Here is a 14,702-nt window from a genome sequence, read left to right on the forward strand (position 1 = left end):
TAAAAGATTCACGTTTCAAGGACACTATATATGAAAACGCTATGGATACTGACGAGCGCCACTCTTTTGGCCTTAGGCAGTATCGCGGCTCAGGCCGGCAATCTTGATCTGAACCTCAACAGTGACGCGGTCCAGTTCGAGGCCAATGGCAGCCTCACGCGCAACATCGAGCTGGGCGGCGGTCTTCTGAGCAGCGACGATAATGAAGATGTTACCGCACTGCATGCTCAGCTACTGGGTACCGAAACCACTCGCGACTATGACATCGGCGTCGGCGTGCGCTGGAGCCAGTATGACACCGACTATGGCGATGGCGGAGGTCTGGGTCTGGGTGGTTATGGCTATGTCTACGTGCCTTCTTTGCCGCGTCTCTCCCTGGGCGGCTATGGCTTCTATACCCCGGGTGTGGTGTCCACTCAGGATCTCGAGGATAGCCTCGAGTATGGCCTGCGGGCGCGCTACCAAGTCGTGCGCAATGTCGATGCCTATGTCGGCTATCGCCGGGTCAAGGCGGAATTCGACAATCGTTCCGGCGATCGCACCCTGGATAGTGGAGCCCTGGCTGGTCTGCGGCTGACCTTTTGATCGACGAGTGCGTTCTTATCCGGTATTGCCATGCTTGATGTGGTGCTCTTCGAACCCGAGATTCCACCCAACACCGGTAATTTAATCCGGTTGTGTGCCAATACCGGCTTTCGTCTGCACCTGATCGAACCACTGGGTTTTACCCTCGACGATAAGCGCCTGCGTCGGGCTGGGCTGGACTATCATGAGTGGGCGCGAGTCCGGGTGCATGGAGATTGGGCGGCTTTCCTGCGAGACACCGCACCATCACGAGTCTTCGCCGTTTCTACCCGGGGACGCACCGGTTATCACGAGCCGGCTTATCGCTCTGGAGATGCCCTGGTATTCGGTCCTGAGACCCGCGGCTTGCCCCAGGCCATGCTCGATGGTCTGCCGCTCGAGCAGCGTCTGCGCATTCCCATGCTGCCCGACAGCCGCAGCCTGAATTTATCCAACGCCTGTGCCGTCATCGTCTTTGAGGCCTGGCGCCAACTCGGTTTTTCCGGCGCAGTCGATCCTGAGTAACGCCATGTCCATCAAGCAACGTCTCGCCAAGCTCAATCCTCGCCAGCAGGAAGCCGTGCGCTACATCGATGGCCCCTGCCTGGTGCTGGCCGGCGCCGGTTCGGGCAAGACCAGCGTGATCACCACCAAGATAGCTTATCTGGTCCAGGAATGCGGGATGAGTGCGCGCAAGATAGCGGCGGTGACCTTCACCAACAAGGCCGCCCGGGAAATGAAGGAGCGCGTCGGGCAATTGCTCCAAGGGCGTGAGGGCCATGGCTTGACGGTCTCGACCTTCCATACCCTTGGTTTGAACATCATCCGTAGCGAACTCAAGACACTGGGTTACAAGCCCGGCTTCTCTCTGTTCGACCCGGAGGATGCCAAGGCACTGCTGCGCGATCTGATGCAGAAGGACGCCCAGGTCGATGCGGATCAGATCAACCGTGTGCAGAGCCAGATCTCCACCTGGAAGAACGATCTGGTGATGCCAAGCCAGGCGTTGTCCCACGCTTCGGATGAAGATGAGCAGTATGCCGCGCGGCTTTACGAGGCTTACAACCGTCATCTGAAGGCCTATAACGCCGTCGATTTCGACGATCTGATCTTGCTGCCTGTAGTGCTCCTGCAGAGCGATCCGGAGGCACTATCCCGGTGGCGCAAACGCATTCACTACATGCTGGTGGACGAGTACCAGGACACCAACGTCAGCCAATATTTGCTGGTCAAACTGCTGATGGAGGAGCGTGCCACCTTCACCGTGGTCGGCGACGACGATCAGTCGATCTACGCCTGGCGCGGCGCACGCCCTGAAAACCTGGTGACGCTGGGTGAGGATTTCGCGCGCCTGCGCGTGATCAAACTGGAGCAGAATTATCGCTCCACTGGAGTGATCCTGCGCGCCGCCAATACGCTGATTGCCAACAACCCCCACGTGTATGAGAAGACCCTATGGTCGGATATGGGGCCGGGGGACCCGATTCGCATCGTCGTCAATCGCCACGAAGAGGCGGAAGCGGAGCGAGTGGCCAGTGAAATTCTTACTCGGCGCATCAAGGAGTCTGCCGAGTGGCGGGACTTCGCGGTGCTCTACCGGGGCAACTTTCAGGCCCGGCTGCTCGAACTCAAGCTGCAGCACTACCAGATTCCCTACAAGCTTTCCGGCGGCACCTCCTTCTTCTCGCGTAACGAGATCAAGGATGCCATGGCCTATCTGCGCCTGTTGATCAATCCCGGCGACGACAATGCCTTCCTGCGCATCGTCAACGTGCCGCGTCGCGAGATCGGTCCCGGGACCCTGGAGAAGCTCGCCAATTATGCCAACGACCAGGCCACCGGGCGCGGCGTATCGCTGTTCGCCGCCTGTCACGAACTGGGACTCGAGCAGATTTTGTCGACGCGGGCCGTGGAGCGCCTGGGCCGTTTCGTACATTTCATCGACGGCGTGCGCAAGCGCATGGACCAAGGCGATGCCATCGCGGCGATTCGCGAGATGGTGCGCGACATGGATTACGAGTCCTGGCTGTACCAGAATGCCAGCGCCCCGACCATCGCCGAGCGACGCATGGCCAACGTCTGGATTCTGATCGATCAGCTCGAGAAGTCCATGGAGCGGGATGCCGGTGACAATGAAGTGAGCGAGGAGACCGATGACGTCGAGTCGGCGATTTCCAGGCTAGTGCTGCGCGATATCCTCGAGCAGCAGGCGGAGGAAGATGACTCAGACCGGGTACAACTTTTGACCATGCATGCTTCCAAAGGCCTGGAGTTCCCGCATGTGTATCTGATGGGATTGGAAGAAGAACTGCTGCCGCATCGAAACTCCATCGAGGCCGGCACGGTTGAAGAGGAGCGCCGCCTGGCCTATGTGGGCATCACTCGCGCCCGACGCACCCTGACCCTGACGTTAGCGAGACAACGTAAGGCCTATGGCGAGTTGATGGATTGCACGCCGAGTCGCTTCCTGGACGAGCTCCCAGCGGAGGATCTGGAGTGGGAAGGGCGCGCCGACAAGGAAGACCCGGACAAGAAACAGGCCCGCGGCAAGGATGCTATCGCCGGGCTGCGCTCCTTGTTGGGATAGTCAACCTCTGATGATGCACAAGCCTCGGGTACCATTTCTGGCAACCGAGGCTTGATCCAAGCCTAGAAGTTTTGCTGGGCTTGTGTAGGGTCAGGGCGTTTGCTGACTGTAGTACTCTGCAATATCGACGATGTCTTCGTCGGAAAGCGCCGCTGCCATCGGCGTCATGACCGAGGACATGCCGCCCTCGCGCTCACCGGCACGGTAGGCCTTCAAGGCATTTGCCAGATAAGTGTCATTTTGTCCGGCGAGATTGGGATACATCGGCGAGGTGCCGTGTCCGTCCTGGCCGTGACACGCCACACAGGTACCGATCTTGTCCGCGCCGGGCAGGTCGGAGCCGCCGGCGCTTGCAGCGGCTGTCTCGGTTGCGCCGCCTTGATCGGCGCTCGCGTCCTGCTCGCTATCGGCGTCGTTCTGGGCCATGGCCTGCTGCTGTTCCTGCTGGCCGGCATCCGCTGAAGTCTCTGCGCTGACATCGCTCTGGGCCGTGCTCTGCTGTGCTTCCTGTGCATTCGCACCGCTGTCGTCAGCGGCAGCTTGTTCGCCACCTTCGGCAGCAGCTTGCTCACTTCCACCCTCCTGAGCAGGCACTTCCATTACGGGTTCGACCATGTAGGCCGTGGCGGCACGCATTTCTTCATCGGATAGATCGGGATTGCCGCCCCGGGCCGGCATGGCGTTGAAGCCATTGATGGAATGGGACAGCAGAGTGTCGAAGCCCTTGGACGTCCGCTCAGACCAGGCAGCCTCATCACCGCGGACAGGTGCACCGGCAGCACCGGTATCGTGGCAGGCCATACACACGCTGCCATAGATCTCTTCACCGGACTTGCCGTCGCTGCCACCACCACTAGCGGCCGCCGCCGGTGCAGCACCGCCGCAATCCTCGCCCTGCAGGCATAGCTCACCCACCGGCTTGAGTCGCTCTGCGATGGATTCCTTGGACATGCTGGCATCCTGGGCTGATGCCACCCCTGCGACCAGGCCAAGAGTGGCCAGAGTCCCCACGATCAGTTTCTTGAATTTCACTCTCACCACCTCTTGCGGTCCTGTCAGTAAAATCGGCTCGACGCCAAGGCGCGAAGGAGGCCAGTATAGCGGCATCCGAGCGGGCAAGAAAATGTACGAAATCATGCTGTGAGGCAGCATGTCGAGCCGCGCCCTGGCTGGTACCGGTACTGGCTGGACAGAAAGCGGGCAGACGCGTAGGATACTGCGCGTTGACTGCGCGCTCATGTCGCAGTATCCGCCCTTAGCTCAGCTGGATAGAGCGTTGCCCTCCGGAGGCAAAGGTCATAGGTTCGAATCCTATAGGGCGGGCCAAAAAAAATAGCAAAAACCGCCGCTTACGGGTCATGCCGAGCGGCGGTTTTTTGTTGAGGGCAATGGCAGATGAAGGACGTACGCAGGGCCTGCGGCATCTTCATCTTCGGTTGCCATCGTTATTTGGTCCCCGTTTACGGTTTTGGTACTGGCTCCAGGCTTGTCTCGCATGATGTTTTGCTTTTTCCCGGTTCTCGGGCTTTCTGAGCCAGTTGGCCACAGCCGCAAAGATATAGCGCTTCATCAGTACCTCCTGTCGATGTTTTGTCCTTCCCTCTCACTATGTGGAGGAGATGATTGGGTGAGTCAAGCTCTCGGTAGTGTCGGGGCGGAGGTGATGCGGTGAGTTCGTCCGTGAATCCGCGAAGTTGCGCGACTGGATAACGGCGGATGGCGGCCCTTCAGGATGACAGGCGGCGTACCCATTCAAGATAGCTGTCCATGCGTTTTTGCAGCATTTCTTGTGTGGGCGTGTCAGTGAGCTTGCCGTCGTCGTCGAACTTGTTTTGAGCGGTGGGCACGAGGAAATCCGGAGCGGCGAACACCGGCGCCAATACCCCGGCCAGGATGTCACGCAGATGAACCTGGGCTCTTGCGCCGCCGGTCGCGCTCATCGAGGCGCTCAGGACGATGATGGGCTTGTCTTTCAGCACTGACTTGAAGGCGGGTCGCGAGGCCCAGTCGATGGCATTCTTAAGCACACCGGGTAGGCTGTAGTTGTATTCCGGCGTTGCGATCACCACGCCATCCGCGCTGGCAATATCATCCTTCAATTTTTGCACCGATGGCGGCTTTTCCTCTCCATCCTGATCGCCGTGGTAATGCGGTATACCGCCTATGTCGAAGGTTGCGAACGTCGCGGCGCTGCCGATCGCCTCCCGGGCCGCTTCAAGCAGATGGGTGTTGTAGGAAGCCTTTCTCAGGCTGCCACTGATACCCAGTATTTTCATTGAGTCTTCTCCCACGCCTATGAATGTCGATCATCGTATACGTCGGTTTCACCATAGCAGATCGACGTACCGCGCACGTGGGCCAGGGCCGCATGGTATCTGAGTGAGTAGGCTGTGTTCCTGACCGACTCCTCAAGAAACCCCCATTCCCGCCGATATTTGTCGCACAAGCGACGCTGTCGCAATGGATAGCTCTATGGGGTAAGCGTGATGGAGACAGATGGTCGAGCAGAACTCTATGACAGCATTGAAATATCATCGACGGGCGTGGCCATTGTCGATGAGCAGGGTGTCGTGATTCACGCGAATCCGGCATTTGCCACGCGGCTCAATATTGCCGACTCCGCTGTGTTAATGGGTACATCTCTTTTATCTGCCTGGATGCGCAGTACCGACGAGCAGCAGCGTCTTACCCTAGAAAAGCAGTTACTGAACCCTGAGCCGTCTACATTGGCCCTGTCTGTCGGCAGAGATCGCACCACGACATTCTATCTCGATGCGCGTCACTCCAGCCGGCGTATCGTTCTGGCCAGTGATTGGCCAGCGTTGGAGGATGCACCTCGAAGTGTCATTGCCCCGCTCGATGCCTTGACGGGTCTGGGCAACCGGACGGTGTATGAAGATTACATCGAACGTTTGAGGGCGCGAGCGCCAGAGGATGACGCGGTAGCGATCGTTTTGCTCGATCTAGATCGTTTCAAGCAGGTCAACGATACCCTGGGCCACGCGGCGGGCGACACCTTATTGGTTCTTGCCGCCAAGCGCATGCGATCGGCAATACGCAGCGAGGATACCCTGATCCGACTGGGGGGCGACGAGTTCGTCATACTGCAAGCCCAGGATAAACAGCCCGAGGGTGCCCAGGCGATTGCCGAGCGGCTCGTCGAGCTTCTGCACCGGCCTTTCCTGATCGATGGCCATCAGGTCAACAGTGGTGTGAGTATCGGTATTGCGATGCTGGGCCAGGGTACCCAGGAGCCATCTGATCTACTCAAGCATGCGGATCTGGCGCTTTACGAGGCCAAACGCCTGGGGCGATCCCGCTACTGCTTCTTCGAGGCGGATCTTGAATATCGCGCCCTCGAGCGTCGCAATCTCGAACAAGATCTGCGCCGCGCCCTGGGGCTACGCCAATTCTCGCTGCTGTATCAACCACAGCAATCCATTTCGGACGATAGCATCAGCGGTTTCGAAGCCCTGATTCGATGGGATCACCCGACGCGTGGGCGGGTCTCTCCCGTGGAGTTCATTCCCTTGGCCGAGGAGCTTGGCGAGATTCATGCCATTGGTGAATGGGTAATGCGTACTGCCTGTCAGCAGGCGGCTACCTGGGAAAGCGGACTCAGCGTGGCGGTGAATGTGTCGCCGATTCAGTTCGAGGACGATCGCATCGTTGCCGTCGTGCGCGAGGCGCTGGAGGCAAGTGGCTTGGCGCCTGAACGCCTGGAAATCGAAATTACCGAAAGCACATTGATGAGTAATTCCGATGCGGTGATGCAGAGCCTATGGGCCATCAAGACGATGGGGGTCGGCATCGCCATGGACGATTTCGGTACCGGATATTCGTCCTTGAGCCATCTCAGCAGTTTCCCTTTCACCAAACTCAAGATCGACAAATCCTTCATCCAGGCGGAGCCATCGCCACGCTCTAAGGCATTGATGGAGGCCATTCTGGCAATGGGTTCGAGCCTGGGCATGATGACCATCGCCGAAGGTGTCGAAACACCTGATCAATACGCGGAACTCTCGCGCGGTGGATGCACCACCGCACAAGGCTATTACATCGCCAAACCGATGGAGCCGGAGACCATCGAGCACTTCCTGCGCTCGTTGCAACCGGCTTCCTGTACCCCATCTTATGATTGAAGGAGCCAATAACCGTGGACAAGACGCTTTACCGGCTCGTCTATCTGAGTCGCAATAACATCACCGGCAACGACAGCCAGTTGCAGGAAGAGATCAGCGGCATTCTCGAGGTCTCGCGACGTCACAATCACCAAGCGGGGGTCACCGGCGCTTTGATGTTCAACACCGGCTGCTTCGCTCAGGTGCTGGAAGGAGCGCACGACAAGATTCAGGACACCTTCGAGCGTATTCAGTGCGATCCGCGCCATTGTAAGGTCAGCGTGTTGGCCTTCGATCAGATTGACGAGCGGTTTTTCTCGAACTGGGATATGGCGTATGTCGGTCAGAATGCTCAGAGTATCGAGCAATTTGCCGGCTTCAATGAGAAGTCTGGCTTGGATTTTTCGATACTCGATGGAGAGCAGGTGTTTCGGCTGCTACGCACCCATCTGGAGGAAGCCGAGCGGGCATGAGTCGGCAAGGAGTTGAGTAAGCGGCTAGGGTAGCCCACACTCACGTCACGCTGTGGACGATCGAATGATGAAGACGGATGCACTACTTGACCTGCAGGGCAAGGTAGCCATTGTCAACGGCGGCGGCGTGCAGACGCTGGATTAGGGGTGGCTGATTCAGAAGGTGATGGTGTGTTCGAAGAATTCAAACTAGAGACAGTCGAGCTTCCTGAGGCGTCGCTTCGAGTGCGATACGGTGGCACGGGCTCTCCAGTGTTGCTTCTGCACGGACATCCTCGAACACATGCAACCTGGCACCGGGTGGCCCCGCTGCTGGCCAAACATCATACGGTCGTCTGTCCCGACTTACGGGGCTTCGGGCAATCTTCGAAACCCGCTGATACTGCCGATCATAGTGGATCGTCAAAGCGGGCCAAGGCGCGGGACTGTATCGCACTCATGCAGTATCTCGGCTTTGATCGGTTCGCCATCGTTGGTCACGATCGAGGTAGCTATACGGCGTTCCGCACGGCCATGGACCATCCCGATTGCATAAGCCGCGTAGCCCTGCTCGACGGCGTGCCTATTCTCGAAGCACTGGAAAGATGTGACTCTCGATTTGCCACCGAATGGTGGCATTGGTTTTTCTTCGCTCAGCCAGAAAAGCCGGAACGCGCCATCCTGTCCGACCCCGATGCCTGGTATGCAGGCACGCCCGAGCAGATGGGGCAGAGCGCATACGCGGACTTCCAAAAAGCGATTCATGATCCCGACACTGTCCATGGCATGCTCGAGGATTATCGAGCCGGCGTGGGCATAGATCGTCAGCACGACGAGCAGGATCGGCAACAAGGTAGACGTATTCGCTGCCCCACGCTGGTTCTATGGTCGCTGCAAGATGATCTCGAACGACTGTATGGCGATGTGCTGGAAGTCTGGAAGCCCTGGACAACATCGCTAATCGGTCACGGCATCGACTGTGGGCATCACATGGCAGAGGAGGCGCCCGAGACGTTAGCTCAGGCTCTTCTGGATTTTCTGCGGTACTGAAGAATGCCAGCCAAGGGATGCCAAGAGGCCTGTAGCATGAGCCCTTTCCCATATATCAGATAGACCGTTCCCGACCCTAGGTAATGCGAAAAAGCGCCAGCAATTGCCGGCGCTCGTATGCAGTGGTTCCTTAGATGGCCTTGGTACGCTCCTCCAGCCAAGAGCGGGCCTCTTGGGAGAGCTTGGGCGCAAGCCGCTCACGCACTTCCTTGTGGTAGGTATTCAACCAATCGATTTCCGATTGATCGAGCAGGTCACGGTCGATACAGCGGGTGTCGATGGGACAAAGGGTCAGGGTCTCGAAGTGCAGGAACTCGCCGAACTCGCTCTCCGGCGCGTGACGATTGACCACCAGGTTCTCGATGCGCACGCCCCATTTACCGGGGCGATAGACCCCCGGTTCGATGGAGGTGATCATGCCTTCGCGCATGGTGTTGTGCTCGGTGGCCGTGGCGGAGTAGGCAATCACCTGGGGGCCTTCGTGAACGTTGAGGAAATACCCCACGCCGTGGCCGGTGCCGTGACCGTAGTCCCGCCCCGTTGACCATAGCGGCGCCCGAGCGATGGCGTCGAGCTTGGGCGAGGCAATGCCTTCCGGATAGTGAGTGCGAGACAGCGCGATGGTGCCCTTGAGCACCCGGGTGAAGTCCTCGCGCTGGGTAGCGCTGATCTCGCCGATGGGAATGACTCGGGTGATGTCCGTGGTGCCGCCGTAGTACTGACCGCCGGAATCGATCAGCAGCAAGCCATCGCCCTGGATGGTGGCGTGTGCCTTGTCCGTGGCGTGATAATGGGGCAGGGCACCGTTCTCATTGAAGGCGGCGATGGTGCCGAAGCTTTGACACACGAAGCCTTCGCGCTTGGCCCGCTGGGCGGTCAGCCGCTCATCCACATCAAGCTCCGTGGGCGTCTCGCCCCGCTCAAGCGCCGCCTCGAATTCGGCGAAGAACTCGCATAGCGCCGCACCGTCCTCTTCCATGGTACGGCGCACATGGGCAATGTCGCTTTCGCTCTTGCGACTCTTGGTAAGCGTGGTGGGCTGAATGCCGTCATAAAGCGTCATGCTCTCGGGCAGCGCCTGAGCAGTGGCCAGGCTCACCTTGGCGCCGTCGAGCAGCACTCGATCCTGGACCGGCAGCTTCGCCAGATGCACCTTCCACTGATCGTAATCGGCGATGTCGATGCCGTCATTGCGCAGCATCTCGGCCAGGTCGTCTTTCAGCTTGCCCGGGGCTATAAAGAGCGTGGCGCTGTCATGACCGATCAGCATGTGAGCGAGAAATACCGGGTTGAAATCTACGTCCGAACCACGCAGCTGGGTCAGCCAGGCGATGTCGTCGAGGGTCGAGAGTAGATGCCAGTCGGCACTGGATTCTCTGAGTGCCTTGCGCAGCTCGGCCAGGCGTTCGTGGCGGGTCCCCGTTACATACTCGCGGGGATGTTCGTAGACTGATGCCTGGGGCAGTGCCGGGCGGTTTGGCCAGATCATGTCCAGTAGATCCAGGTCGCTGTGCAGCTTGACGCCTCGAGGTAACAGCATCTCTTCCATGCGTCGGGCATTGGCCAGGGACACCACATCCGCATCGAAGCCAAGCGTTGCGCCTTGGGGCAATTGCTCTGCCAGCCACTCGATGGGTGCCTGGGCCTGGCCTTGCTGCAGCTTCTTGAGCTCGATACCGCTGCCTTCGAGCTGCTGCTCGGCCTGAACCCAGTAGCGGCTATCCACCCATAGTCCGGCGACGTCCTGGGTGATGGTCAGAATGCCCACGGAGCCATCGAAGCCGGACAGCCAGGCCCGGCCTTCCCAATGCTCCGGCAGGTATTCGGAACTGTGCGGATCGGAGGAGGGCAGCCACCAGGCGTCGATGGCGTGTTGGCGCATGACCTCGCGCAGAGCAGCCAGACGTTCGGCGGGAGAGAAAGAGGTTGAATGGGACATGAGAAAACTCCAGGCCGGCGTGAAATCAGCAAATGCGCATTGTAGCAGTCATGTTCTTGCGTAAGCGTCCTGAAAGCCCGACATTACGGAATAAGGAATTCATGCGAAACCGAACGGAGCGACAAATGACCAAAAAGCGCGTGGTAACAGAGTTCGGCATGGGCACCTCTCTGCGTCGAGAGGACTATACCGAGGCGGCGGCGCGGGCGATTCGCGATGCGCTATGGCATAACTCGCTGAACGTGGCGGAGCTTTTCGACTTTCCCAAGACCGCCATGATCATCGACGTGGAGGTGGGAGTGCAAAAGCCCGAGGCGGTGGATGAGAGCGCCCTGAAGGCACTGTTTCCTTACGGTCAGCCGTCGATCAACGTGGTTCTGGGCGGGCTCGATGTGCCACGACCCGATGGAAGTGGCGTCACCGTAATTGCCAATGTCGCCCTCAAGGTTTCATTCGACATGGAGCCGGCTCATGCCTGAACAAATGGATAAACAAGCAAGCGAAAAGCGCGTCATCCTCGAGATGGGCACCGGTAACGATCTTTACGGCGGCGACTACACCAAGGCCGCCATCCGAGCGATTCAGGATGCCCTGCATCACTCCTCCATCGTGCTGTTCAAGTCCCTGGGCTATGACCACAGCCTGATGCGGGTGCAGGTCACCATCGGCGTGCAGGAACCGGACAAGGTGGATACGGACGTCCTGGCGGCACAGCTGCCCCGGGGGCGGGCCGAGGTCACTGCGGTCAAGGGCGGGCTCGATATCGACGACCCGGAACAGGACACGACCCATATCGTCGCCACCGCGGCGGTGGAAGCCTTCCTGCCGGACATGGCGAAGGAGTGGCGGCTGAGCGAGCAGGATTGACACCGGTTATTGAGCGCTTTAGCGTCTGTTAACCTAGTCAAACGTTTCAGGTTAACAATGCACGAGCCTACACTTCGCCACGATTGGCGTCTCGACGAGATCGAGGCGCTGTTCGCCTTGCCTTTCAACGATCTGTTGTTTCAGGCTCAGCAGATGCACCGGCAGCATTTCGATGCCAACCAGGTGCAGGTCTCGACCCTGCTGTCGATCAAGACCGGTGCCTGCCCGGAAGACTGCAAGTACTGCCCTCAGTCCGGGCACTACGCCACCGGGCTCGATAAGGAAAAACTGCTGGAAATCGAGGCGGTAATCGCCCAGGCCGAGGCGGCCAGAGAGGCCGGGGCCAGTCGTTTCTGCATGGGCGCGGCCTGGCGCAGTCCGACGGCGCGGGATCTGCCGGCGGTGCTGGAGATGGTGCGCCGGGTCAAGGCGCTGGGTCTCGAGACCTGCATGACCCTGGGCATGCTCGCCCCCGAGCAGGCCGGTCAACTCGCCGAAGCGGGGCTCGATTACTACAATCACAATCTGGATACCTCGCCGGAGTATTACGGCGAGATCATCACCACTCGCACCTATGCCGATCGCCTCGAGACGCTGGGCAATGTGCGCCAAGCGGGCATGAAGGTGTGCAGCGGCGGCATTCTCGGCATGGGCGAGGCGCCGCGGGACCGGGCCGCATTGCTGCAGCAGCTCGCCACTCTCGACCCGCATCCGGAGTCCGTACCCATCAATCAGCTGGTCAAGGTGCCGGGCACGCCGCTGGAAGACGCCGAGGATCTCGACCCATTCGAGTTTGTGCGCGCCATCGCCGTGGCCCGCATCCTGATGCCGCGAAGTCACGTGCGCCTGTCCGCCGGGCGCGAAGAAATGAGCGAACCCACCCAGGCCCTGGCCTTTCTCGCCGGTGCCAACTCGATCTTCTACGGCGACCGGCTGCTGACCACCGCCAATCCCCAGGCGGAGCGGGACCGGGCGCTGCTTGCCCGGCTGGGCATCCGCTTCGAGACGCGCACCCTCGACGACGCGCCGGCAATCCAGCACGCGGCCCCAGCCGTCATGTCCGAAACTTTCGCCGAGACGCCGTACTACGATGCCGCCCAGCGCTGAGCCCGTCGCCAGCTGGCCCCGGCGGCTGGCGATGCGTCAGCGCGCCCAGGACGAGGCGGGCCTGTGGCGCCGGCGCCGGGTGCATTGCCGCGAGGCCACTGTTGATTTTGCCGGCAACGACTATCTCGGCCTCGCCGGCGATCCGCGCCTGGCGGAGGCCGCGGCTTCCGCCACCCGGCGCTACGGCGCCGGTGCCCGAGCGTCGCAGCTGGTCAGCGGTCATCTCGACATCCATCGCCGACTGGAAGAACGGCTGGCGGCCCTGGTGGGTCGCCCCCGGGCGCTGCTGTTCTCCAGCGGCTATCTGGCCAACCTGGGGGTACTGCAGGCGCTGTGCGACGCTGCCACGCCGGTCTTTCAGGACCGACTCAATCACGCCTCGCTGCTCGACGGCACCCGACTGGCGGGGGCGCCGTCGCGGCGCTTTCATCATCGCGACCTCGACGACTTGACCCGGCTGCTGGGACGCGCCGATCCGGCAACGCCGCGCCTGGTAGTCAGCGACGGCGTGTTCAGCATGGATGGCGATATCGCCGACGTGGCGGGCCTCGCGGCCCTGTGCCGGCGCCATGAGGCCTGGCTGATGATCGACGACGCCCACGGTCTGGGGGTGCTCGGCGAACACGGCGATGGCTGCGTGGGGCGCGCCCAGGGCGTGGACGACGTGCCCATCCTGGTGGGCACCCTGGGCAAGGCCCTGGGCAGCGCCGGCGCCTTCGTGGCGGGCAGCGAGCTTCTGATCGAGCATCTCGTGCAGTTCGCCCGCAGCGCCATCTACACCACTGCGGAGCCGCCGGGAACGAGTGCCGCCACCCTGGCGGCCCTGGACATTCTCGATGCCGAGCCGGAGCGCCGTGCCCGGTTACGTGCCCATATTGCCCGCTTGCGGGCCGGTGCCGAAGCCCTGGGACTCGAGCTGCTGCCCTCGACGACTCCCATCCAGCCGCTGCTGCTGGGCGACAGCGAGCGCACGCTGCGCTGGGCCGAGGCGTTGCGGGCCAAGGGGTTCATGGTGGGGGCGATTCGTGCGCCGACGGTGCCCCGCGGCCAGGCGCGGCTGCGCATTACCCTGAGCGCCGCTCATGAACCGGCCCGGATCGATGGCCTGCTCGACGCCCTGGCAGAACTGGCCCGGGAAGAAAGCCGGGAAGAGGGCGGGCCATGACCCAATGGGTACTGCTCTCCGGCTGGGGAATCGATGCGCGCATTTGGCAGCCCCTGGCGCCCCACTGGCCCGCCGGCGCGGCGACCACTGCCCCGGACTGGCCGGGCTACGGCGCCGAGGCGCCCCTGGATGATCCCTTGAGTCTGGAAACTCTGGCCGAGCGCATGGCCCCGGCGCTATCCCCGGAGGCCATCTGGGTCGGCTGGTCCCTGGGGGCGCTGCTGGCGGTGCGTCTGCTCGACTACCTACCCGCCCCGCGCGGCATCGTCATGCTGGGCATGGGGGCGCGTTTCTGCATGGCGGACGGCGTCACCCCGGCGGCGCTCAGGGCCTTTCGCCGGGCGGTGAAACGCGACCCTTGCGCCGCCTGGCAGCGTTTTGTGGGCTGGCAGCTCGCCGGTGAGCCGGACCCGCCGCGTTGTCGCCAGCGGCTGACGTCGCTGATCGGTTCCCGCCCCGGCGTCGATACCGCCACCCTGCTGGCGGGGCTCGACTGGCTGGAATGTCTCGGCGTGTCCCGGCAGCTGGCGGCGCCGCCCTGCCCCATCCTGACCCTGACCGGCGAGAATGACCTCTTGCTGGACGCGACCACCCGGCGCGACGCCGCGGTTTGCCTGCCCGGTGCGGGGCACTGCCCGCAGCTTTCTCGGCCCGAGGCGCTGGCGGCGGCGCTGATGGCCTTCGATGGCGAGGACGCGCCATGAACGCTCCGCTCCCACGGCCCGGTGACGAAGCTCAGCGCTGGCGCCAGCAGGTGGCTCGGGCCTTCTCCCGGGCCGCGCCGCGCTACCTGGAACGGGCCGGCGCCCAGGCGGCCCTGGGCGAAACGCTGTGGCCGCTGCTGCCAAAG

The 14,702-nt window shown here is 61.3% G+C and carries 15 protein-coding genes and 1 tRNA gene; 12 read left to right on the forward strand and 4 right to left on the reverse strand.

The window, feature by feature from the left end:
• Positions 1-30: 30 nt before the first annotated feature.
• The 3 genes from ACPF7Z_RS14590 to rep are packed head-to-tail and all read left to right on the forward strand — an operon-like array spanning position 31 to position 3,151.
• Positions 31-585: a YfaZ family outer membrane protein gene (locus ACPF7Z_RS14590; RefSeq protein WP_425193979.1), complete on the forward strand. Its 555-nt coding sequence runs from the start codon at positions 31-33 to the stop codon at positions 583-585.
• A gap of 30 nt (positions 586-615) precedes the next feature.
• Positions 616-1,089, forward strand: coding sequence for a tRNA (uridine(34)/cytosine(34)/5-carboxymethylaminomethyluridine(34)-2'-O)-methyltransferase TrmL (gene trmL, locus ACPF7Z_RS14595; protein ID WP_425193980.1), 474 nt, complete (start codon positions 616-618; stop codon positions 1,087-1,089).
• Positions 1,090-1,093: 4 nt separating this feature from the next.
• Positions 1,094-3,151 (forward strand): DNA helicase Rep, encoded by a 2,058-nt coding sequence (gene rep / locus ACPF7Z_RS14600; protein ID WP_425193981.1) that lies wholly within the window; start codon positions 1,094-1,096, stop codon positions 3,149-3,151.
• Positions 3,152-3,241: 90 nt separating this feature from the next.
• Here rep and ACPF7Z_RS14605 read toward each other — a convergent pair whose 3' ends face one another.
• On the reverse strand, positions 3,242-4,183 hold the full coding sequence (locus ACPF7Z_RS14605; protein WP_425193982.1) for a c-type cytochrome: 942 nt from the start codon (positions 4,181-4,183) through the stop codon (positions 3,242-3,244).
• 217 nt (positions 4,184-4,400) lie between these two features.
• Between ACPF7Z_RS14605 and ACPF7Z_RS14610 the strand changes: the two genes are divergently transcribed.
• A tRNA-Arg gene (locus ACPF7Z_RS14610) sits at positions 4,401-4,477 on the forward strand.
• A 100-nt stretch (positions 4,478-4,577) separates the two neighbouring features.
• Here the strand turns inward: ACPF7Z_RS14610 and ACPF7Z_RS14615 are convergent.
• Both ACPF7Z_RS14615 and ACPF7Z_RS14620 read right to left on the reverse strand, forming a co-directional pair.
• Positions 4,578-4,721, reverse strand: coding sequence for a hypothetical protein (locus tag ACPF7Z_RS14615; protein ID WP_425193983.1), 144 nt, complete (start codon positions 4,719-4,721; stop codon positions 4,578-4,580).
• Between the two features lie 157 nt (positions 4,722-4,878).
• Positions 4,879-5,427 carry an NADPH-dependent FMN reductase gene (locus ACPF7Z_RS14620; RefSeq protein ID WP_425193984.1) on the reverse strand — a complete coding sequence of 183 codons (549 nt, stop codon included), beginning with the start codon at positions 5,425-5,427 and terminating at the stop codon, positions 4,879-4,881.
• A 210-nt stretch (positions 5,428-5,637) separates the two neighbouring features.
• On the opposite strand from ACPF7Z_RS14620, the gene ACPF7Z_RS14625 reads away from it, so the two are divergent.
• The 3 genes from ACPF7Z_RS14625 to ACPF7Z_RS14635 all read left to right on the forward strand — a co-directional run bounded on the left by ACPF7Z_RS14625 (position 5,638) and on the right by ACPF7Z_RS14635 (position 8,774).
• Positions 5,638-7,293, forward strand: coding sequence for an EAL domain-containing protein (locus ACPF7Z_RS14625; protein ID WP_425193985.1), 1,656 nt, complete (start codon positions 5,638-5,640; stop codon positions 7,291-7,293).
• Positions 7,294-7,307: 14 nt separating this feature from the next.
• The gene (locus tag ACPF7Z_RS14630; protein WP_425193986.1) at positions 7,308-7,745 is read left to right on the forward strand and encodes a BLUF domain-containing protein; all 438 of its coding nucleotides are present in this window, start codon (positions 7,308-7,310) and stop codon (positions 7,743-7,745) included.
• A 171-nt stretch (positions 7,746-7,916) separates the two neighbouring features.
• Positions 7,917-8,774, forward strand: coding sequence for an alpha/beta fold hydrolase (locus tag ACPF7Z_RS14635; protein ID WP_425193987.1), 858 nt, complete (start codon positions 7,917-7,919; stop codon positions 8,772-8,774).
• Positions 8,775-8,904: 130 nt separating this feature from the next.
• Here ACPF7Z_RS14635 and ACPF7Z_RS14640 read toward each other — a convergent pair whose 3' ends face one another.
• The gene (locus ACPF7Z_RS14640; RefSeq protein WP_425193988.1) at positions 8,905-10,713 is read right to left on the reverse strand and encodes an aminopeptidase P family protein; all 1,809 of its coding nucleotides are present in this window, start codon (positions 10,711-10,713) and stop codon (positions 8,905-8,907) included.
• Between the two features lie 125 nt (positions 10,714-10,838).
• Here ACPF7Z_RS14640 and ACPF7Z_RS14645 point away from each other — a divergent pair, with 125 nt between their 5' ends.
• From ACPF7Z_RS14645 to ACPF7Z_RS14665, 5 genes are read left to right on the forward strand one after another with little or no spacing between them, the layout of a single operon-like run.
• On the forward strand, positions 10,839-11,192 hold the full coding sequence (locus ACPF7Z_RS14645; protein ID WP_425193989.1) for a Lin0512 family protein: 354 nt from the start codon (positions 10,839-10,841) through the stop codon (positions 11,190-11,192).
• Positions 11,185-11,580: a Lin0512 family protein gene (locus ACPF7Z_RS14650; RefSeq protein ID WP_425193990.1), complete on the forward strand. Its 396-nt coding sequence runs from the start codon at positions 11,185-11,187 to the stop codon at positions 11,578-11,580. Before ACPF7Z_RS14645 ends, ACPF7Z_RS14650 begins: the two co-directional genes overlap by 8 nt.
• 57 nt (positions 11,581-11,637) lie before the next feature.
• Positions 11,638-12,687 carry a biotin synthase BioB gene (bioB, locus tag ACPF7Z_RS14655; protein WP_425193991.1) on the forward strand — a complete coding sequence of 350 codons (1,050 nt, stop codon included), beginning with the start codon at positions 11,638-11,640 and terminating at the stop codon, positions 12,685-12,687.
• Positions 12,671-13,852, forward strand: coding sequence for an 8-amino-7-oxononanoate synthase (gene bioF, locus ACPF7Z_RS14660; RefSeq protein WP_425193992.1), 1,182 nt, complete (start codon positions 12,671-12,673; stop codon positions 13,850-13,852). Before bioB ends, bioF begins: the two co-directional genes overlap by 17 nt.
• A complete protein-coding gene (locus ACPF7Z_RS14665; RefSeq protein ID WP_425193993.1) occupies positions 13,849-14,556 on the forward strand; it encodes an alpha/beta fold hydrolase in 708 nt (235 codons plus the stop codon). Before bioF ends, ACPF7Z_RS14665 begins: the two co-directional genes overlap by 4 nt.
• Positions 14,557-14,702 lie beyond the last annotated feature (146 nt).

The organism is Halomonas sp. GXIMD04776 (assembly GCF_049808615.1).
GTDB lineage: Bacteria > Pseudomonadota > Gammaproteobacteria > Pseudomonadales > Halomonadaceae > Modicisalibacter.

Excerpts from the sequence above, each read along its gene's own strand:
- ACPF7Z_RS14590 (WP_425193979.1), top strand. The coding sequence starts at position 31 with ATGAAAACGCTATGGATACTGACGAGCGCCACTCTTTTGGCCTTAGGC.
- trmL (WP_425193980.1), top strand. The coding sequence starts at position 616 with ATGCTTGATGTGGTGCTCTTCGAACCCGAGATTCCACCCAACACCGGT.
- rep (WP_425193981.1), top strand. The coding sequence starts at position 1,094 with ATGTCCATCAAGCAACGTCTCGCCAAGCTCAATCCTCGCCAGCAGGAA.
- ACPF7Z_RS14615 (WP_425193983.1), bottom strand. The coding sequence starts at position 4,721 with ATGAAGCGCTATATCTTTGCGGCTGTGGCCAACTGGCTCAGAAAGCCC.
- ACPF7Z_RS14620 (WP_425193984.1), bottom strand. The coding sequence starts at position 5,427 with ATGAAAATACTGGGTATCAGTGGCAGCCTGAGAAAGGCTTCCTACAAC.
- ACPF7Z_RS14625 (WP_425193985.1), top strand. The coding sequence starts at position 5,638 with ATGGAGACAGATGGTCGAGCAGAACTCTATGACAGCATTGAAATATCA.
- ACPF7Z_RS14640 (WP_425193988.1), bottom strand. The coding sequence starts at position 10,713 with ATGTCCCATTCAACCTCTTTCTCTCCCGCCGAACGTCTGGCTGCTCTG.
- ACPF7Z_RS14645 (WP_425193989.1), top strand. The coding sequence starts at position 10,839 with ATGACCAAAAAGCGCGTGGTAACAGAGTTCGGCATGGGCACCTCTCTG.
- ACPF7Z_RS14650 (WP_425193990.1), top strand. The coding sequence starts at position 11,185 with ATGCCTGAACAAATGGATAAACAAGCAAGCGAAAAGCGCGTCATCCTC.
- bioB (WP_425193991.1), top strand. The coding sequence starts at position 11,638 with ATGCACGAGCCTACACTTCGCCACGATTGGCGTCTCGACGAGATCGAG.
- bioF (WP_425193992.1), top strand. The coding sequence starts at position 12,671 with ATGCCGCCCAGCGCTGAGCCCGTCGCCAGCTGGCCCCGGCGGCTGGCG.
- ACPF7Z_RS14665 (WP_425193993.1), top strand. The coding sequence starts at position 13,849 with ATGACCCAATGGGTACTGCTCTCCGGCTGGGGAATCGATGCGCGCATT.